We start from the raw sequence: 20,001 nt of genomic DNA, 5'->3' as shown, positions 1-20,001 counted from the left end.
ATGCTGGCGAAACCGACCGTATCGGCCAGCACCAGGCCGCGCCGGCCCTGCAGGGGCTGGCGGCCGGCATGCTGCTGCTGGTGGGCTTTGCCCTGCCGCCCGTGCTGCAGCTGCGCAACGTGCCGCACAACCGCGTGATCCGGCGCGAGCAGGCTGCGCCCCAGCCGCTGGCGCTGGCCACCTATGGCCTGGGCCTGGCCAGCTTCATCGTGCTGCTGCTGTGGCAGGCAGGCGACACCCAGCTGGCCCTGTACACGGCGCTTGGCTTCGTGGCCGCGTTCGCCGTGTTCGGCCTGGCCGGGTGGCTGGGCCTGGCCGCGCTCAAGCCGCTGCGGGGCGCCATTGCGCACCAGAGCTGGCGCTTCGCCATCACCTCGCTGCAGCGCCGCCCCGGCGCCACGCTGGTGCAGATCGTGTCGCTGGCGCTGGGCCTGATGGCATTGCTGCTGCTGACGGTGGTGCGGGGCGACCTGATGACGGCCTGGCGCAACGCCACCCCGGCCGACGCGCCCAACCACTTCATCATCAACATCCAGCCCGAGCAGCGCGCCGACCTGGCCGAGCGGCTGACGCGCGCGGGCGTGCGCGAGGCGCCCCAGTTCCCCATGATACGGGGCCGGCTGACGGCCGTGAACGGCCAGGCCGTGACGGCCGACACTTACACCGACGAGCGCGCCAAAAGCCTGGCCGACCGCGAATTCAACCTCTCGTCCATGGACCGGCCGCAGCAGGGCAACCGGATCAGCGCCGGCGCCTGGTTCAGCGACCGCCCCGGCATGGCGCAGGCGTCGGTGGAGGAGGGCATCGCCAGGACGCTGCACTGGAAGCTGGGCGACCGGCTGCGCTTCGACATCGCCGGGGCGCCGGTGGAGGCCACCATCACCAGCCTGCGCAAGCTGGAGTGGGGATCGATGCGGGTCAATTTCTTCGTCATCCTCAATCCGCAGGCGCTGGCGGCCAGCTCGCAAAGCTGGATCACGGCCTTCCACCTGCCGCCCGGGCAGGGCGGGCTGATGAACGCCCTCACGCGCGCCTATCCCAACCTGACCATCATCGACGTGGGCGGGCTGCTGCGCCAGCTGCAGGCCGTGCTGGACCAGGTGGTGGCCGCGGTGGAATTCCTGTTCGCGTTCACGCTGGCCTCGGGCGTGCTGGTGCTGTACGCGGCGCTGATGGGATCGCAGGATGAACGCAGCCGCGAAGCGGGACTGCTGCGGGCGCTGGGCGCCACGCGGCGCCAGCTGTCGCAGGCCCAGCTGATCGAGTTCGCGCTGGTGGGGGCGCTGGCCGGCGTGCTGGCGGCCACGGGCGCGGCCGCCATGGGCTGGGGCCTGGCCACCTACCAGTTCAAGTTCGATTGGACCTTCCAGCCCACCGTGTGGCTGGCCGGGCTGCTGGCCGGCGCCCTGTGCGCCATGGCCGGCGGCTGGCTGGGCTTGCGCCAGGTGCTGCGCCGGCCGCCTTTGCTGACGCTGCGCGAGGCGGCCTGAGGGCTGGCCGAGCGGCCCATGCCGGGGCTGGGCCGGGCCCCGGCAGCGTCGTGCCGGCACCGGGCTGCGCCGCGGCCAAGGCCTGCCGTGGCCGCGCGCCCTGGCGGGTGCGCTCAGGCGGGTGCGTTCAGGCCGGCGCGTGCTGCTCCTGCAGGAACTGGGCGTAGGAGAACAGGGGACCGTCGAAATAGTGCTCGGGCAGGGGGAACAGGGCCCAGAAATAGGCTTCCTGGCCCTGGCAGATCTGGGCCGGCTGGCAGTAGCGGTGCCAGTTGTCGCCTACCGCGCTCGAGTACATGCCGTCGCCTTCGGCATCGCAGAAGAAGGGGATCACGCGCCGCTCCTGCAGCGCGTTCAGCAGCGACGGCGGCGCCTCGCTGTCGCGCGCGATCTCGTACTGGGCGCTCATGCCCTGTTCCGTCTCGATGATCATCAGCGTGGGCCGGCCGGCCTTGTCGAAGAACAGGATGCCGGTCGGGTTGGGGAAGATGTAGTGCTCGACGAAGCCCATGCTGCGGCTCAGTTCCTCCACCAGGCGCGACAGGGCCGGGTCGCCCAGGAACTGGTAGTTGTGCAGCACCACCAGGTCGCGCAGGGTTTCCGACTGCTCCGCGAAGTACGCCTTTTGCAGGGCTGCGATCTCGATCTCGAGAATGTCGAGCGCGTTGTCGTCGCTTTTCTTGATGTAGCGGTCGATCAGGCCCCGGTTGAAGGCGGTGACGGCAATCTTCTCGTCGGCCGCGCCCGTAAACAGGATCTTCTTGCACGGCAGGTGCTGCACCGCCTGGCAGAATTCCAGCCCGTTCATCTGCGGCATCGAATAATCGACCACCAGCACCGACGGCGTGGCGAAGCGCTGGCGCTGCTCGCTGATGCGGTAGATGCGCTCCAGGTCCAGCGCCACGTTGCACTGGTCGGGCGGCTGGTTCTGGGTGTCGAAATTGACGTGCAGCGGCACGTCGTCACGGCGCCGGCTCTGGGTCAGCCAGTCCAGCGCCACGCTGGTGTCATGGAAGGTCTTGCTGGCGAGCATGGGATCGAGCTGGAACGACAGGCTCTTCAGGAACGAATCGCTGTCGTCGACCAGCACGGTCAGGGTCGGATGGGTGTAGACGGGTAGTTGCATGGTTCACCTAAGGTTTGCAGCACTAGACTTGGGAAATTCCAGAACGAAGATCGCGTATGCTGATTCCCGCGAGACGCACCGAATAGTAGCATCCCACGCCTCCATTATTTCTTTACATAACGCAAGACCTATTCCGGTTCCGTTGTGCGCCGGGTAGGAATAGAAGCGGTGGAAGATCAGCGGCAGCTGGCGCGGCGCCACGCCGCAGCCGGTATCGATGAACAGCAGGCGCGGCGTGGGCCGGCCGCCGTCGATCACGATGCGCACCCGGCCCTTGCCGGCCCGGTGGATGGCCTTGATGGCATTGCGCAGCAGGTTGAGCAGGATCACCACCGTCAGTTCGCTCTGGCCGGCGAAGCGGAAGTTGCGCCGCACTTCGCACACCACGGCCTGCTGCTGGTCCGGTCCCGTGAACGGATAGCGCCGCAGCACGGCCTGCACGGCGTCGGCCATGGAAACGGCTTCCGTGGGCCGCAGGTTGCGGTTGACGGCCGTCGCGCTGAGCAGGAACAGGTCGATCATGTGGTTCATGTGGCGCACTTCGAACTGGATGCGGCCCAGCGCGTCGCAGCGGCCGTCGCGGCCCGGGCCGTCGTGCAACAGCCGGCCCAGGCCGCGCACGTTGGCGTCCACGCTGGCCAGCGGGGTGCGCAGTTCATGCGCCACCGTGGCCAGCCCGGCACCCAGCCCGGCCAGCTTTTCCTGCTCCAGTACGTTGCGGCTGACCTTGGCCACCGACAGGATGGCGATGGTGAACCAGTGGATGGGCAGCTGCTGCAGCACGTGACGGCTCAGCAGCAATTCGCCATGGCCGGGGATGACCACGGCCAGGCAGGCGGCCACGGTGCCGATCACATAGGCGCGGCAGGCCAGGTCCGTGTCGAAGTGGAACAGTACCACCAGCGCGATCAGCAGCGATTCGCTCCACACGCCCGAGGCATGGTTCATCAGGAACATGTAGCTGAAGAAGAAGGAAAAAATGTAGCTCAGCGTGACCAGCAGGTAGCGCTCCAGCCAGCGGCGGCTGAAGCGGCGGGCGCCCAGGCCCAGCGCGCACAGCAGGATGCCGATGATGCGCAGGGGCAGGCTTTCATATTCCTGCGGAAAATACATGTGCCAGATCACATAGTACAGCGGCATGCCCACCGTACCCATGGCCGCCAGCACCAGCACGCGGGCGGTGGCGTGCTGCTGCTGGCAGTGGTAGCGCCGCAGCGATTGCACCAGCCGGTGCTGCCATTGCTTCCAGCGCGCTTGCAGAGGAGGTGTCATGGCCGATTTTGATTTTTATCAAAATATCATGATCCTCCGAAATTGCAACGCGGCAGCTCCTTTTATCCCGTCTATTGATCCGCATCAAACCCGCTTTGTAGCAAAACGGCAATGTCTGGGGAGTAGTTCAAATAAAACAACCATTCCAAAAGGGGAACATATGTCCAATGCTATCGCCACGGCCCGCCTGCGGCCCAACGCCGCCGAACACTTCATGCCTGACTACGTCACCAGCCGCATGGATGCCCATTACGTGACGCGGATCGAACAATTGCTGGGCGGCGAACATCCGCACGCCTGGCAACCGACGCCGGACGGCGCGATCTTTCTGGCCGGCAACGACTACCTGTGCCTGGGCGGGGAGCCGGCGCTGGTGCAGGCCCAGGTGGACCGCCTGGCCGGCGGCGGCGGGGCGCTGCTGATGTCGGCCGTCTACCTGCAGGAGGGCAGCCCCCAGCACCGGCTGGAACGCAAGTTCGCGCGCCTGATGGGGGCCGAGGACGGCATCCTGACCCAGTCCGGCTGGGCCGCCAACGTGGGGCTGGTGCAATGCCTGGCCAGTCCCGGGGTGCCGGTCTACCTGGACTTGCAGGCTCACGCCTCGCTGTGGGAAGGCGTGCAGTCGGCCGGCGCCGAAGCCGTGTCCTTCCTGCACAACGACCTCGACCACCTGCAGCGCCAGCTGGCCCGCCACGGCCGCGGCATCATCGCCGTCGACGCCCTGTACAGCACCAACGGCAGCGTGGCCCCGCTGGCGGCGCTGGTGGAGCTGGCCGAGCGCCACGGCTGCCTGCTGGTGGTGGACGAATCCCATTCGCTGGGCACGCACGGCCCGCGCGGCGCCGGCCTGGTGGCCCAGCTGGGCTTGAGCGAGCGGGTGCATTTTCGCACCGCGTCGCTGGCCAAGGCGTTCGCCGGGCGGGCCGGCTTCATCACCTGTTCCAGCAAGTTCAAGGGCTATTTCCTGTCGGAGTCGCGTCCGGCCATCTTCAGCTCCTGCCTGCTGGAGCACGAGCTGGCCTGGTTCGATGCGGCGATCGACTTCGTGGCGGCGGCCGAAGGCCGGCGCGCGGCGCTGGCCGGCATCGCCCGGCGCCTGCGCGCGGGGCTGGACGCGCTGGGCTACAACGTCAGCGACGGCACCGAACAGATCATCGCCCTGGAGGCGGGGGCCGAGCCACGCACGCTGGCCCTGCGCAAGGCGCTGGAACGCCATGGCGTGTACGGCGCCATGTTCTGCGCTCCGGCCACGCCCAAGAACCGCTCGCTGGTGCGCCTGACGCTGAACGCGGCCCTCGATACGGCGCAGGAAGCGCAGGTGCTGGCCGCCTGCGCCGCCATCCGTGAGCAGGTGGAACTGGAAAGCTGGTCGTCCAGCCGCCGCTTGCGCCGGCTGGCGCTGGTCTGAGCGCTAGGAGCTGCGGCGCGGGAGCTGCGGGAACGCCGGGAGCACCGGGCACCGGACGGCGGGGCCCGATCGTGCGGCGACGGGCTGCCGTGCTGTGACGGCGGCCCGCGGTGCGCTATGATGGCGGCTATGACTGCACCTCAAACTCTCTACGATGTGATCGGCGGCGAAACGCGCGTGCGCGAGATGGTCGACCGTTTCTATGACCTGATGGAACTGGAGCCGGAGTTCGCGCTGCTGCGCGCCGCGCACCCGCCAACGCTGGACAATGCGCGCGACCGCCTGTTCTGGTTCCTGTGCGGCTGGATGGGCGGGCCGGACGCCTACATCGAGCGCTTCGGCCACCCGCGCCTGCGGGCGCGCCACATGCCGTTCGCCATCGGCACCCAGGAGCGGGACCAGTGGCTGCGCGCCATGGCCTGGGCCATGGAGGATGTGGGAATCGACGAATCGCTGCGCTTGCGGCTGATGGAATCGTTCTACCAGACGGCCGACTGGATGCGCAACAAACCGGATTGACCGCCCCATGACCAACATCGAATTCATCGTCCTGCTGGCCGTCGGCGCCGCCGTGCTGGCCTTGCAAGTGCTGGCGCTGTGGCGCGCCCGTGCGGGCACGGGGGCCAACGAGGCCGGCCTGGCCGAGCGCATCGAGCGGGTCGAACGGGAAGTGCGCATGCAGCTGCAGGCGACGGCCCAGGCCAGCCGCCAGGACACGGCGCAGCTGCTGGCACAGGCGCAGGCCGCCAGCGTCCAGCAGCTGGAAGCGATGCGGCGCCAGATCGACAGCCAGGGCCAGACAGGGCGCGAGGAGCAGGCGCAAAGCCTGAAGCGCTTTGGCGAGAGCATGAACCTGGCGCTGATCCGGCTGACGGAATCGAACGCGCAGCGCATGCTGGAAGTGCGCGCCACGCTGGAGGAAAAAATCCGCGACCTGCAGGCCGACAACGGCGCCCGGCTGGAAGAGATGCGCAAGACGGTGGACGAGAAGCTGCACGCCACGCTTGAGTCGCGCCTGTCGGCCTCGTTCCAGCAAGTGTCGGAGCGGCTGGAACGGGTGCACCAGGGCTTGGGCGAGATGCAGCAGCTGGCGCTGGGCGTGGGCGACCTGAAACGGGTGCTGACCAATGTGAAGACGCGCGGCACCTGGGGCGAAGTGCAGCTGGAAATGCTGCTGGAGCAGGTACTGACGCCGGAGCAGTATGCCAAGAACGTGGAAACCATCGCCGGCAGCGGCGCGCGCGTGGAGTTCGCGCTGCGCCTGCCGGGCCATGTCGAGGGCGGCGCGCCCGTGTGGATGCCGATCGACGCCAAGTTCCCCAAGGAGCAGTACGAGCGCCTGCTGGACGCGGCCGAGCGGGCCGACGCCGACGGCGTGGCGCTGGCCGGGCGCGAGCTGGAACGGGCCGTGCGCGCGGAGGCCAAGACCATCGCCGACAAATACCTGGCGCCGCCCCACACGACCGACTTCGCCATCCTGTTCCTGCCCACCGAGGGCCTGTACGCGGAAGTGATGCGCCGTCCCGGCCTGGCCGATGAATTGCAGCGCGTGCACCGCATCAGCATCGCCGGTCCGTCGACGCTGTCGGCGCTGCTCAACAGCCTGCAGATGGGCTTCCGCACGCTGGCGCTGGAAAAACGTTCGTCGGAAGTGTGGCAGGTGCTGGGCGCCGTGAAGACGGAGTTCGCCAAGTTCGGCGACGTGCTGTCGGCCACCAGGCTGACGCTGGAACGGGCCGCCAAGAATATCGAATCGGCCGAGACGCGCAGCCGCCAGATGGCGCGCAAGCTCAAGTCGGTGGAGGCCTTGCCCAGCGAGGCGGCGCAGCTGCTGCTGGGCCCCGACCTGGATGTGAACGAAACGGAAGTGGCGTAGCAGGCAATTGAAAATCGCAGCAGTGGGGCGGAAGTACGGCGGTACAGCAGCAGTGCAGCAGTAGTGCGGCAGTAGTGCAGCAGCAGTACGAAGCGACAGACAGAGGGGAATAACCCCCGGTGCAATTCTGAACGGAGACTGTCATGCCTGGTCGTAGCCTGGATTTCTCGTCGTTGGCCATGCCGGCCGTGCGGCGCAACAAGATCGTCAGCGCGGCTGACGCGGTAGGCCTGATCCGCGACGGCGACACCATCGCCAGCGGCGGCTTTGTCGGTGTCGGCTTCGCGGAGAACATCGCGGTGGCGCTCGAGCGGCGCTTCCTGGCGCCCGACGGCGGCGGCCATCCGCGCGACTTGACGCTGGTCTATGCGGCGGGGCAGGGCGACGGCAAGGAGCGGGGCCTGAACCACCTGGCCCACGAGGGCATGCTCAAGCGCGTGGTGGGCGGCCACTGGGGGCTGGTGCCCAAGTTGCAGCAGCTGGCCACCTCCGGCAAGATCGAGGCCTACAACCTGCCGCAGGGCGTGATCAGCCAGCTGTTTCGCGACACGGCCGCCGGCAAGCCCGGCCTGCTGACCCATGTGGGCCTGGGCACCTTTGTCGACCCCCGCCACGGCGGTGGCAAGATCAACGCGCGCACCACGGAAGAGCTGGTGGAATTGCTCACGGTGGGCGGCAAGGAGTGCCTGTTCTACAAGGCGCAACCGATCCACGTGGGCATCATTCGCGGCACTACGGCCGACGCCAACGGCAACGTGACCATGGAGCGCGAGGCGCTCACGCTGGAAGCGCTGGCCATCGCCATGGCGGCCCACAATTCGGGCGGCATCGTGATCGTGCAGGTGGAGCGCATCGCCGAGCGGGGCACGCTGCCGCCGCGCCAGGTCAAGATTCCCGGCATCCTGGTCGATTGCGTGGTGGTGGCCGAGCAGCCCGAGTACCACATGCAGACCTTTGCCGAGCCCTACAGCGCCGCCTTCGCGGGCGAGCTGCGCGTGCCGCTGGGAACGCTGGCCACCATGCCCATGTCCGAGCGCAAGATCATCGCCCGCCGCGCGCTGATGGAGCTCAAGCCCAATCATGTCGTCAACCTCGGCATCGGCATGCCCGAAGGCGTGGCTTCGGTGGCGGCCGAGGAAAAAGTGTTCGACCTGGTGACGTTGACGGCGGAGCCGGGCGTGATCGGCGGGCTGCCGGCCGGCGGCCTCAATTTCGGCGCCGCCACCAATGCCGACGCCATCATCGACCAGCCCTACCAGTTCGACTTCTACGATGGCGGCGGGCTCGATGTGGCCTTCCTGGGGCTGGCCCAGGCCGACCGCCACGGCAACCTGAACGTGAGCAAATTCGGCGACCGGCTGGCCGGCGCGGGTGGCTTCATCAACATCAGCCAGAACGCGAAGAAGGTGGTGTTCGTGGGTACCTTCACGGCCGGTGCGCTGCAGGTGGCCGTGCGCGACGGCCAGCTGTGCATCGTGCAGGAAGGGCAGGCGCGCAAGTTCGTCGACGAGGTCGAGCACCGCACCTACAGCGGCGAGTACGCGCTGCGGCGCGGCCAGAGCGCCCTGTACGTGACGGAGCGTTGCGTGTTCCGCCTGCAGCCGCAGGGGCTGGAGCTGATCGAGATCGCGCCCGGCATCGACCTGGAACGCGACATCCTGGCGCACATGAGCTTCCGTCCCGCCATCAGCGCCACACTGAAGACCATGGATGCGCGCATCTTCGGCACGGCGGCCATGGGCTGGCGCGCCGACTTCCTGGCGCGGCCGCTGGAGGAGCGTCTGGTGTACGACGCCCAGCAGCAGCTGTTCTTCGCCAATTTCGAGGGTTATGAAGTGGCCGACCGCGCCACCATCGAGACCATACGGGCGCTGGTGGCGCAGCGACTGGGCGGGTTGGGGCACAAGGTGCCGGCCGTGATCAACTACGACAATTTCTCCATCCTGCCGGAGCTGATGGACGACTACGTGGCCATGGTCAACAGCCTGCATGAGCACTACTACAGCAAGGTGACGCGCTTCGCCCACAGCAGTTTTATGCGCGCCAGCCTGGGACGGGCGTTCCGGCGCGCGGCCACCGAGCCGTCGCTGTATGCCGATCCGGCGGAAGCGCTGGCGCGGCTGCAGAAGGAGGAGTAGCGCCGGCCCGCGCCCTGCCTGGCGGCAGTGGTCACGCGGGCAGGCGGCGCATCGTTACAGCAGGCCTTCGAACGGCAGCACGTCGACCAGGTCGCCCTCGGTCACGTTGCCCTGGTCGTCGCGCAGCACCACCATGCAGTTGGCCTCCGACATCGAGCGCAGGATGCCCGAACCCTGGGCGCCCGTCAGGCGCACCTGGGGCTGGCCATCCTCGCCCGTGCTGAGGATGCCGCGCTGGAATTCGCTGCGTCCGGCGCGCTTGCGGATGCCCGCCTGGGCCCGCGCGCGCAGCAGCGGCAGCGGGGCGTTGGCGCCCATCATGTGCAGCAGCGCGGCGCGGGCGAAGAAGTAGAACGACACCATCACCGCCACCGGATTGCCGGGCAGGCCGAACAGCCAGGCGCTGCGGCCGTTGGAGCTGATCTTGCCGAAGGCGAGCGGCCGGCCGGGGCGCATGTTGAGCTTCCAGAACGCGACGTCGCCCAGGCGCGCCATCATGGCGCGCGTGTAGTCGGCCGCGCCGTCGGACACGCCGCCCGAGGTGATGATGGCGTCCGCGTTCTCGCAGCCGCTGCGCAGGGCCGCTTCCAGCGCCACCGTGTCGTCCTTGACGATGCCCATGTCGATCACGTCGCAGCCCAGGCGCTGCAGCATGCCGAACAGGGTGTAGCGGTTGCTGTCGTAGACGCAGCCCGTGTCCAGCGTCTCGCCCACCGAGCGCAGCTCGTCGCCGGTGGAGAAGAAGGCCACCCGCAGGCGGCGCTGCACGGCCACTTCGGCCAGGCCGAGCGAGGCGATCAGGCCCAGGTCGGCCGGGCGCACTAGCTTGCCGCGGGCGATGGCCACGCCGCCTTCGGCCAGGTCCTCGCCCTTGAAACGGCGGTTGTCGCCGGCGCGCAGCACGCCGGCCGCGATGGTGACGTTGCCGTCGCCGATGGCGGCGGCCAGTTCCTGCGGCAGCACGGTGTCGCAGCCGTCGGGCATGGCGCCGCCCGTCATGATGCGCACGCACTGGCCGGGGCCGCAGCTGAGGGCCGTGGGCCGGCCCGCGTAGACGATGCCGATCACGTCCAGGGTGACGCTGCCGTCCTGCGGCAGGTCGGCGCCCCGCAGGGCATAGCCGTCCATGGCCGAGTTGTCATAGGCCGGCACGTTGATGGGCGAGATCACGTCCTGCGCCAGCACGCGGTCGAGGGCGCTGCGCAGCGCCACTTTTTCGGCCGACTGGATGGGCGTGATGTAGTCGCCGATGATGCGCTGGGCGTCGCGCACGGACAGCGCATCGGGGTCGTAGGCATCGAGGCAGCTGGCCACGGTGGCCAGCGTGAGCGGCTGGTCGGGCCGGCCGCCGGCCTGTTCATGTTGCTGCAGCTCGCCCAGCGTGTTGAGGTTGCGGAAGGCGGCGGCGTCCTCGAACACCACTTCGGCCAGGCGCAGCGATTTGTACCAGCCTTCCATGCGGCGCGCGCCGGTGGCCAGGTAGGCGTCCAGCCGGGGCAGCAGGCTGGCCTTGAGCAGGGCGAACACGGGATGGAGCTGGCGCTGGACGACGCCATGCTCGTCCGGTTCCAGCGTGACGGCCACGGCCACCTCCGCATCCTGCGACTGCAGGGCGGCGGCCAGGCGCTGGGCCAGGTCGGCCGGCAGGAAGGGCGAATCGCAGGGGGCCGTCAGCAGCAGTTCCGTGGCGCAGTGGCGCAGGCCCGTCTGCAGGCCGGCCAGCGGGCCTTCGAAGCCGCCCAGCTCGTCGCTGAACACGGGGCAGCCGTATTCCTGGTACTGGGGCAGGTTGCGGTTGGCGTTGATGGCCACGCTGGCCGCCTGCGGCGCCAGCCGCTGCAGCACGTGGGCCACCAGCGTAGTGCCCCGGAATGGCTGCAAACCCTTGTCGGCCCGGCCCATGCGGGTGCCGCGGCCACCGGCCAGTATCAGGCCACTTACCTTGCTGTTCAAAGACAAACTATCCCCCGATATAAGACATTTCAACCTTGTTGGCACGGCCGCCCAGTCCGCTGGTCTGCTCCGTGCGCGTTTCGGAATAACGGTCGCCGCGCGCGCGCCACAGCAGGGCCACGGCGCCGGCGATTTCCGCGTCGCTGCGGCCGCCGCGCAACAGGGCGCGCAAGTCGTGGCCTTGGCTGGCGAACAGGCAAGTATACAGCTTGCCTTCGGTGGACAGGCGGGCCCGCGTGCAATCGCGGCAAAATGCCTGGGTCACGCTGGAGATCAGGCCGATTTCGCCGCCGCCGTCCGCATAGCGCCAGCGGGCGGCCGTCTCGCCCGTGTAGTTGGGGTCGGCCTGCACCAGCGGCAGCTCGGCGTGGATGCGGCGCTGCACTTCGGCCGACGGGATCACTTCGGCCAGGTTCCAGCCGTTGGAGGCGCCCACGTCCATGTATTCGATGAAGCGCAGGATGTAGGGCGTGTCCTTGAAGTGGCGCGCCATGGGCAGGATCTGGCTGTCGTTCATGCCGCCCTTGACCACCATGTTGACCTTGATCGGCCCCAAGCCCACCTGGTGCGCCACGTCGATGCCATTGAGCACGTCCTCGACGGCGAAGTCGACGTCGTTCATGCGCTTGAAGATGGCGTCGTCGAGCGCGTCGAGCGAGACGGTGACCCGTTGCAATCCGGCATCTTTGAGCGACTGCGCCTTCCTGGCCAGCAGCGAGCCGTTGGTGGTCAGGGTCAGGTCCAGCGGCTGGCCGCTGACGGTTTTCAGTTCGCTCAGCATGCCGACCAGGCGTTCCACGTTCTTGCGCAGCAGCGGTTCGCCGCCCGTCAGGCGGATTTTTTCCACACCGTGGGCCACGAACAGGCTGGCGATGCGGGTGATTTCCTCGAACGAGAGCAGGTCGCTGTGCGGCAGATAGGCGTAATTCTGATCGAACACTTCCTTGGGCATGCAGTACACGCAGCGGAAGTTGCAGCGGTCGGTGACGGAAATGCGCAGGTCGTGCAGGGGCCGGTCAAACCGGTCCGTTACACGGCCGGTGGGCGCTTCCGGTACCGCGGGGATGGCCGGCGCCAGCTGGCGCTGGTCCGACACAAAGATGATTTTTTCAGCCATGAATGATTACAAGGTTACTGCCGGTAACAGCAAGGACGCGTACCACATCGGCGCGCTAACCAATATACGATAGCACGAGGCCGGAGATTGCACAGGCCAGTATCAGTTTGATGGTCCCCACCTGGTAGCGTAACAGGGCGATGCTGGCCAGCAGGCCCAGCAGCACGGCCGGCACGTCGAGGTGGGGCGTCGGCGTTTCCAGCAAGAACACATGTTTGCCGAAAAAGACGGCTAGGCTGACGATGACGCCCACCACGGCGGCGGAGATGGCCGTCAGCGGCGCCGTCATGCGGATGTTGTCGCGTGTCGCTTCCACCAGCGGGCCGCCGGCCAGGATGAACAGGAAGGACGGCAGGAAGGTGAAGAAGGTGGCCACCGTGGCGCCCGCCGCGCCGGCCGCCAGCAGGCTGGCGCCGAACACGGCCTTGGTCCAGGCGCCTACGAAACCGACAAAGGCGACAATCATGATCAGGGGGCCGGGCGTCGTTTCGCCCAGCGCCAGGCCGTCTATCATTTGCGCCGGCTGCAGCCAGTGGAAGCTGTCCACGGCGCCCTGGTAGACATACGGCAACACCGCGTAGGCGCCGCCGAAGGTGAGCAGGGCGGCCTTGCTGAAGAACCAGCCCATTTGCGCCAGCGGTTGACCTATGCCGGTCAGCAGGGCCAGCACCAGCCAGGCGGTGACGCCCAGGCCGCCGCCGAGCACGGCCACGCAGGTCAGGCGGGGCCAGGAAAATCGGGCATGGGGCGGCGTGGGCGTATCGTCGTCGATCAGTGCCGGGCCATAGGAGGCTGCCTGGCCGGGATGGCCGCCGCCCACCTGGAACAGGGCCGGCCAGCGCCGGCCGCCGATCAGGCCGATCAGGGCGGCGCCGGCGACGATGGCGGGAAATGGCAGATGAAACAGCGCGATGGCGATAAATGCGGCCGCGGCCAGGGCGACCAGGGCGGCGTTTTTCAGCGAGCGCTTGCCGATGCGCCAGGCCGCCGCCAGCACGATGGCCACCACGGCCGGCTTGATGCCGTACAGCACCGCAGCGACCGCCGGCACGCTGCCATAGGCCATGTAGATCCACGATAAAACGATGAGGATGACAAGCGATGGCAGCACGAACAGGACGCCGGCGACGATGCCGCCGCGCGTCTTGTGGAGCAGCCAGCCGATGTAGATGGCCAGCTGGGTGGCTTCCGGGCCGGGCAGCAGCATGCAATAGTTCAGCGCGTGCAGGAAGCGCTGTTCGGAAATCCAGCGCCGCCGTTCCACCAGTTCCGCATGCATCATGGCGATCTGGCCCGCCGGGCCGCCAAAGCTGATGAAGCCCAGCTTGAGCCAGTACCAGAAGGCGGTGCGCAGAGTGATCGGGGCGGGGCGGTCCAGCTCAGTTTGGATCATCGTTGGTGGCGGATGCTTGATTATTAATTAGTAAGGCGGGGCCAACATTCATACATGAACCGCGCTGTGCGCCTGTCGAGCTCATATATGAATGTTGGCACTGATCCCACCGCGTTCACAGTCTGCCTGCAAACGGGCAGCCAGGGAAGGTGAGGCGAAAAAAAGGGAAGCACGCGGCTTCCCTTTTTACGTTCAGTCGGCGCGGATCACTCCGCGCGGCTTAACGGCGGGTGTCGACTTGCACCAGCGGCTCGTCCACTTGCGGCGGCAGCGGCTTGCGCTCGCGCGGCACGCGCGCAGGCGGCGCGGCCTTGGCAGCAGCTTCCTGGGCGGCCCGCAGCTTGGCCGGGTCTGTTGCTGCCAGGGTCAGGCCGGCGGAGCCGAGGACGGCTTGCAGGTCGATCGGGGCGGCAGCCGGCGCAGGTGCCGGAGCGGCTACCGGGGCGGCAGGCGCAGGCGTGACCACCTGTGCCACCACGGGCTCGGCGACGACCGGGGCGGCAACCACCGCTTCGGCCACAGGAGCGGCCGGGGCGACTTCCGTTGCCACTGGAGCGGCGACCGGGGCGACCACTTGCGCGACGACCGGGGCGACCACTGCAGGCTCGGCAGCGGCTGCTGCTACGGCGACCGGGGCCGCAACTTCAACCACTGCCGGGGCCACTGCAGCCACGGGAGCAACTTCTGCCACGGGAGCAGCTTCCGCCACCGGAGCAGCTTCCGCCACCGGAGCGGCTTCTGCCACAGGAGCGGCTTCTGCTGCCGGGGCAACTTCCACCACGGGAGCGGCGGCTTCCACGGCGGCCGTTGCCACTGGCGCTGCCGGCTCGGCGGCGGCCGGTGCGGCGACGACGGGTTCAGCTGCGGCGACCACGGCGGCCACTTCCACCGGCGCCACGGCGGCGACGGTTTCGGCGTTCGTTTCCGGCGCCACGGTGAAGGTCACGACGGGCGCGCCTTCGCCTGGCTCGCCGGTAGCGCCGGCTTCCATCCCTTCGCCACCTTCGCGTTCGCGGCGGTTGCGGTTACGGCCACCGCGGCGGCGGCGGCGGCGTGGCTCTTCGCCATCGACCGCTTCCGACTCTTCGCCTTCCGGACCCGTTTGTGGGGCCGTTTTCAGGATGGCGGTGGTTTCCGCCACCGGGCCGGTGCCGGCAACTGCCGCCTCTGCCGGTGCCACGGCGGCGCCTGCGGCGGCAACTGGCAGGGTCAGTTCTTCCACTTTCGCTTCCGTTACCTGTGGCTTCTCGCCCCGTGGTTCACGGGGTGGACGCGGCGGGCGCTCGGCGCGCTCGCCACGTTCGCCACGTTCGCCGCGCTCGCGCTGGCCTTCGGCGGCCTGGCCTTCGCGTGGCTCGCGGCCTTCACGCGGTTCGCGCGGCGGACGGGGTGGACGGGCAGGGCGGCCGGCGTCGGCTGCCTTGACGCTGTCATCCTGGGCCGGACGGGCACCCGGTTCGCGCTCGTCGCGCTCACGGCCGCCCGGCTTGCCGTTACGGCTGCGGCCACGCGGGCCACGGGCGTTGCGGTCGCCACGGTCGGTCGGCACGGGCTTGACGACGATGGTCGGGGCCACGGGCATGACGGGCGCTTCCGGCTTGGCGCGGAAGAAGCTGAACAGTTTCTCGAAGAAACCTGGCTCGGCCACAGGCTGGGCCACGGCCACGGCGGCCTTGACCGGCTCGGCCGGCTTGGCGGTGCGCTCGACCATCGGGGCCGGCTGGTCCGGGGTGATGGTCTTGACGACGGCTTCCTGGCGCGGCTTGGCTTCTTCCTTCTGGCGCTTGCTGTAGGCCATGTCGGTTTCGGCCTGCTCGGCCAGCGTGTAGCTGGCCTGGCTGTCTTCCAGGCGTGGATCGTCGTGCTTGATGCGCTCGAGCTTGTAGTGCGGCGTGTCGAGGTGCTTGTTCGGGATCAGGATCACGGCGATGCGGTGACGGTTCTCGATCTTCAGCACTTCGCCCCGTTTTTCATTGAGCAGGAAGGCGGCCACATCGACGGGCACTTGCACGTGGATGGTGGCCGAGTTTTCCTTCATGGCCTCTTCCTGGATGATGCGCAGCACTTGCAGGGCCGACGATTCCGTGTCGCGGATGTGGCCGGTGCCGGAGCAGCGCGGGCACGTCACGTGCGAGCCTTCGGACAGGGATGGACGCAGGCGCTGGCGCGACAGTTCCATCAGGCCGAAGCGGGAAATCTTGCCCATTTGTACACGGGCGCGGTCGTGGTGCAGCGCGTCCTTCAGGCGCTGTTCCACTTCGCGCTGGTTCTTGGCCACTTCCATGTCGATGAAGTCGATCACGATCAGGCCGCCCAGGTCGCGCAGGCGCAGCTGGCGCGCCACTTCTTCGGCCGCTTCGCAGTTGGTGTTGAAGGCGGTGGTCTCGATGTCGGAGCCGCGGGTGGCGCGGGCCGAGTTGACGTCGACCGACACCAGCGCTTCCGTGTGGTCGATCACGATGGCGCCGCCCGATGGCAGCGGCACGGTGCGCGAGTAGGCCGTCTCGATCTGGTGTTCGATCTGGAAGCGCGAGAACAGGGGCACGTCGTCACTGTAGCGCTTGACGCGGTGCACCATGTCGGGCATCACGTGGCTCATGAACTGATGGGCCTGCTCGTAGATGTCGTCCGTGTCGATCAGGATTTCGCCGATGTCGGGCTGGAAGTAATCGCGGATGGCGCGGATCACGAGCGACGATTCCTGGTAGATCAGGAAGGCGCCCGAGGCCGACTTGCCGGCCCCTTCGATGGCGCGCCACAGTTGCATCAGGTAATTCAAGTCCCACTGCAGCTCGTCGACGTTGCGGCCGATGCCGGCCGTGCGGGCGATCACGGACATGCCTGGCGGCAAGTCCAGCTTGTCCATGGTTTCGCGCAGTTCCTGGCGCTCTTCGCCTTCGACGCGGCGCGATACGCCGCCGCCGCGCGGGTTGTTCGGCATCAGCACCAGGTAGCGGCCGGCCAGCGAGACGAAGGAGGTCAGGGCCGCGCCTTTGTTGCCGCGCTCTTCCTTTTCCACCTGCACCATGATTTCCTGGCCTTCGCGCAGGGCTTCCTTGACGGAGGCGTTGCGCACGTCCACGCCTTCGCGGAAGTAGGTACGGGCCACTTCCTTGAACGGCAGGAAACCGTGGCGATCTTCGCCGTAGCTGACGAAGCACGCTTCCAGCGACGGCTCGATGCGGGTGATCACGCCTTTGTAGATGTTGGATTTGCGCTGTTCGCGTCCGGCCGTCTCGATGTCGATGTCGATCAGTTTCTGACCGTCGACGATCGCTACGCGCAGCTCCTCTTGTTGCGTAGCATTAAACAACATGCGTTTCATTTTTATTAACTCCGCGACCCTATGGGCCATCTCAATGCCGCTCCGTGAAGCGGCGAAGTACAGGGATATACGCGAGAATTAAAATGGTTGCGGTGGGTATGCCCTGAGGGGCGGCGCAGCAACGTAGGTTGCGGCCGCCACTGGGCGCATGAGGTCGATCGACATGCCGAGTGCCCGCATCACCTGCAACTCTTCTATGCGGCCCGAAATGTACGGGGGGCAGAGAATGCAGGCGGTGGGCAGCGTCGATGAGCCAGATCCTGGCCGTGCTTACATGACAAGTACACCAACTTCGACAACTAGGCTTGTTTCAGCCTTCCGTCATTAGCTTGCAACTAAGCATGGGGTCTGGCGAAAACGGCAAGCGTTATCAACTTCATCAACCAGCGAGCACAACTCTTGATCGTGCTTGCCGGACTTATCCTTACAATCCAAACATTCTAATTCAGCACTCTTGCGCGCTATCCGATTACAACGACGGTGCAACCTTGATCCGCGCAGGGGTGGTGCATATACATTTTTTCCTCTGAATTTGCAATTTGGCGAGGCCAGTGGAGACGCCCCTGTGTAAAATGTGCTTTTATTCTTACACTTGCAGCAGCTAGAACCGCAGCAAAATGATTATATATTCAAAATGAAGGACTTAGAGAGATTTTCTGGGAAGACAGAGCAAATGAAGATGCAAAACGATGTTGTTCCCCCTTCAACACAGGTTCTGCCGCAAGCGCAATTCGTTACCATCACTGAAGAAGAGGCCGGTCAGCGTATCGATAACTACCTGTTGCGTGTATGCAAAGGGGTGCCGAAAAGTCATATCTACCGCATCCTGCGCTCGGGCGAAGTGCGCGTCAACAAAGGGCGGATCGATCAATTGTACCGATTGGTACAGGGCGATATCGTCCGTATCCCGCCGGTGCGGGTGGCCGAGAAGGCCGACACCAGCGCCGTGCCGGCGGCCGAATTCAAGATCATCTATGAAGACAGCCAGTTGCTGGTGATCGACAAGCCGGCCGGGGTGGCCGTGCATGGCGGCTCCGGCGTGTCGTTCGGGGTGATCGAACAGTTGCGGGCCGCCCGTCCGGACGCGAAGTTCCTGGAACTGGTGCACCGGCTGGACCGCGACACGTCGGGCCTGCTGCTGCTGGCGAAAAAACGCTCGGCCCTGACCAACCTGCACGAACAGATGCGCGAAGGCCACACGGACAAGCGCTACCTGACCCTGGTGGCCGGCGACTGGAAGAACGCGCGCCAGCACGTGAAGTTGCCGCTGCATAAATATACGACGGCCGACGGCGAACGCCGGGTGGCCGTGCAGGCCGACGGCTTGCCGTCGCACACGGTGTTTACCTTATTGCGCAAATTCAAGGATTTCGCCCTGCTGGAAGCGGAACTGAAAACGGGGCGTACCCACCAGATCCGCGTTCATCTGGCATCGTCGGGCTACGCCATCGCAGGTGACGACAAGTACGGCGATTTCGCGCTTAACCGGGCCTTGCTGAAGGCCGACGCCACGCGCGGCGCGCTCAAGCGGATGTTCCTGCACGCCCATCAAATCACGTTTACCCATCCGGAAACTGGCAAATTATTAACATTGAACGCACCGCTGGCCGCCGAATGCGAGCGTTTCTTGGTAAGCTTGGGGAAACCCCTTAACTAACCGAATTGGCGGGGACGGCCACCAGCCGTTCCCGGGCACAGAATGAAGGAGCCGGCGGCGACAGCGGTCGGGAGACATGGCAAGAAAGCAATTTGACTTAATCGTATTCGATTGGGATGGCACGCTGATGGATTCCACATCGGCGATCGTAAAATGCATACAGGCGGCGGCCAAGGACCTCGGCTTGCCTGTGCCGCGCGACGAAGCGGCGGCCCATGTGATCGGCCTGGGCCTGTCGGAAGCGATGCAGGCGGCCATGCCCGGCATCGACCCCAAGTATTATCCGCGCCTGGTGGAACGCTACCGCTACCATTTCCTGTCGCGCGATCACGAGATGACCCTGTTCAAGGGCGCGCGTGACATGCTGGAGGAGCTGTCGCAGCAAGCGTATTTCCTGGCCGTGGCCACCGGCAAGAGCCGGGTCGGCCTGAACCGGGCCTTGAACGGGGCCGGCCTGCTGTCGATGTTCGATGCCACGCGTTGCGCCGATGAAACATTTTCCAAGCCCCATCCGGCCATGCTGCAGGAGCTGACGCGGGAACTGGGCCAGGACATGAAGCGCACCGTGATGATAGGCGACACCACCCATGACCTGTTGATGGCCAACAATGCGGGGGCGGCCGCCATTGCCGTCCAGTACGGCGCCCATCCCGTGGACCAGCTGGCCGCCTGCCAGCCCCTGTTCTCGGCCGCTTCCATCGCCGAGCTGCACCAGTGGCTCAACGAGCACGCATGACCATGAGCGAGACCAGCAATGTCAGCACCACCGGCACCCCCGGCACGCCCGACATCCTCGTGTGCGCGGCCGATGCCGTGCTCGAAGGGGGCAAGGGCGTGCGCTTTCCCGTCACGGCCGGCGGCGAGGACGGCACCGGCTTCGTGGTGCGCTACAACGGCACCGTGTACGGCTACCTGAATCGCTGCGCCCACGTGCCGATCGAACTGGACTGGGCCGAAGGCGAGTTCTTCGAGTCCAGCGGCCTGTACCTGATGTGCTCCACCCACGGCGCCATCTATGTGCCCGAAAGCGGCTTTTGCGCCGGTGGCCCGTGCCGGGGCGGACGGCTGCGTCCCATTACGGTGGTTGAGCGCGACCAGCACATCTATTGGCAACCCGACGACTATGTGCGGCCGGCCCGCGCCTGAGGCGCGCCCACGACCGCAACCGATGAATCCGACCTGGCAGTACACATGAGCGAAAACACGAGCGACAGCGCACCTGAACGCGCCCCCATCCCGCCGGCCC

At 66.9% G+C, this 20,001-nt stretch carries 14 protein-coding genes; 8 read left to right on the top strand and 6 right to left on the bottom strand.

All coding sequences use genetic code 11. The annotated features are described in order from the left end of the window. Positions 1-1,490: ABC transporter permease (locus AC3WOS_RS18490; protein WP_492717490.1), on the top strand; the 1,490-nt coding region annotated here is incomplete at its 5' end. Between the two features lie 127 nt (positions 1,491-1,617). Here AC3WOS_RS18490 and AC3WOS_RS18485 read toward each other — a convergent pair. Then, positions 1,618-2,616 carry a response regulator gene (locus AC3WOS_RS18485; protein ID WP_492717489.1) on the bottom strand — a complete coding sequence of 333 codons (999 nt, stop codon included), beginning with the start codon at positions 2,614-2,616 and terminating at the stop codon, positions 1,618-1,620. Between the two features lie 3 nt (positions 2,617-2,619). Beyond that, the gene (locus tag AC3WOS_RS18480) at positions 2,620-3,888 is read right to left on the bottom strand and encodes a sensor histidine kinase (RefSeq protein ID WP_492717488.1); all 1,269 of its coding nucleotides are present in this window, start codon (positions 3,886-3,888) and stop codon (positions 2,620-2,622) included. 160 nt (positions 3,889-4,048) lie between these two features. On the opposite strand from AC3WOS_RS18480, the gene cqsA reads away from it, so the two are divergent. The 4 genes from cqsA (at position 4,049) to AC3WOS_RS18460 (ending at position 9,310) form a co-directional block, all read left to right on the top strand. Next, on the top strand, positions 4,049-5,296 hold the full coding sequence (cqsA, locus tag AC3WOS_RS18475; protein WP_492717487.1) for an alpha-hydroxyketone-type quorum-sensing autoinducer synthase: 1,248 nt from the start codon (positions 4,049-4,051) through the stop codon (positions 5,294-5,296). Positions 5,297-5,416: 120 nt separating this feature from the next. Continuing rightward, positions 5,417-5,815, top strand: coding sequence for a group II truncated hemoglobin (locus AC3WOS_RS18470; RefSeq protein ID WP_492717486.1), 399 nt, complete (start codon positions 5,417-5,419; stop codon positions 5,813-5,815). Positions 5,816-5,822: 7 nt separating this feature from the next. Continuing rightward, positions 5,823-7,172 (top strand): DNA recombination protein RmuC, encoded by a 1,350-nt coding sequence (locus tag AC3WOS_RS18465; RefSeq protein WP_492717485.1) that lies wholly within the window; start codon positions 5,823-5,825, stop codon positions 7,170-7,172. A gap of 143 nt (positions 7,173-7,315) precedes the next feature. Next, the gene (locus AC3WOS_RS18460; RefSeq protein WP_492717484.1) at positions 7,316-9,310 is read left to right on the top strand and encodes an acyl CoA:acetate/3-ketoacid CoA transferase; all 1,995 of its coding nucleotides are present in this window, start codon (positions 7,316-7,318) and stop codon (positions 9,308-9,310) included. A gap of 54 nt (positions 9,311-9,364) precedes the next feature. Here AC3WOS_RS18460 and moeA read toward each other — a convergent pair whose 3' ends face one another. The 4 genes from moeA to AC3WOS_RS18440 form a co-directional block, all read right to left on the bottom strand. Then, positions 9,365-11,263 carry a molybdopterin molybdotransferase MoeA gene (moeA, locus tag AC3WOS_RS18455; RefSeq protein ID WP_492717483.1) on the bottom strand — a complete coding sequence of 633 codons (1,899 nt, stop codon included), beginning with the start codon at positions 11,261-11,263 and terminating at the stop codon, positions 9,365-9,367. 7 nt (positions 11,264-11,270) lie between these two features. Continuing rightward, entirely contained in the window at positions 11,271-12,380 is a 1,110-nt protein-coding gene (gene moaA / locus AC3WOS_RS18450; protein ID WP_492717482.1) for a GTP 3',8-cyclase MoaA, read from the bottom strand. A 55-nt stretch (positions 12,381-12,435) separates the two neighbouring features. Next, complete coding sequence (chrA, locus tag AC3WOS_RS18445; RefSeq protein ID WP_492717481.1) at positions 12,436-13,773, bottom strand: chromate efflux transporter; 1,338 nt, start codon at positions 13,771-13,773, stop codon at positions 12,436-12,438. Between the two features lie 220 nt (positions 13,774-13,993). Continuing rightward, positions 13,994-17,098: an Rne/Rng family ribonuclease gene (locus AC3WOS_RS18440; RefSeq protein ID WP_492717480.1), complete on the bottom strand. Its 3,105-nt coding sequence runs from the start codon at positions 17,096-17,098 to the stop codon at positions 13,994-13,996. A 634-nt stretch (positions 17,099-17,732) separates the two neighbouring features. On the opposite strand from AC3WOS_RS18440, the gene AC3WOS_RS18435 reads away from it, so the two are divergent. The 3 genes from AC3WOS_RS18435 (at position 17,733) to AC3WOS_RS18425 (ending at position 19,901) form a co-directional block, all read left to right on the top strand. Then, positions 17,733-18,755, top strand: coding sequence for an RluA family pseudouridine synthase (locus AC3WOS_RS18435; protein ID WP_492717541.1), 1,023 nt, complete (start codon positions 17,733-17,735; stop codon positions 18,753-18,755). Between the two features lie 76 nt (positions 18,756-18,831). Beyond that, a complete protein-coding gene (locus AC3WOS_RS18430; RefSeq protein WP_492717479.1) occupies positions 18,832-19,491 on the top strand; it encodes an HAD-IIIA family hydrolase in 660 nt (219 codons plus the stop codon). Continuing rightward, entirely contained in the window at positions 19,488-19,901 is a 414-nt protein-coding gene (locus tag AC3WOS_RS18425; RefSeq protein WP_492717478.1) for a Rieske (2Fe-2S) protein, read from the top strand. Before AC3WOS_RS18430 ends, AC3WOS_RS18425 begins: the two co-directional genes overlap by 4 nt. Positions 19,902-20,001: the final 100 nt, after the last annotated feature.

This window comes from Rugamonas sp. FW305-51, assembly GCF_058786935.1.
This window is presented reverse-complemented; position numbering and strand designations above follow the sequence as displayed.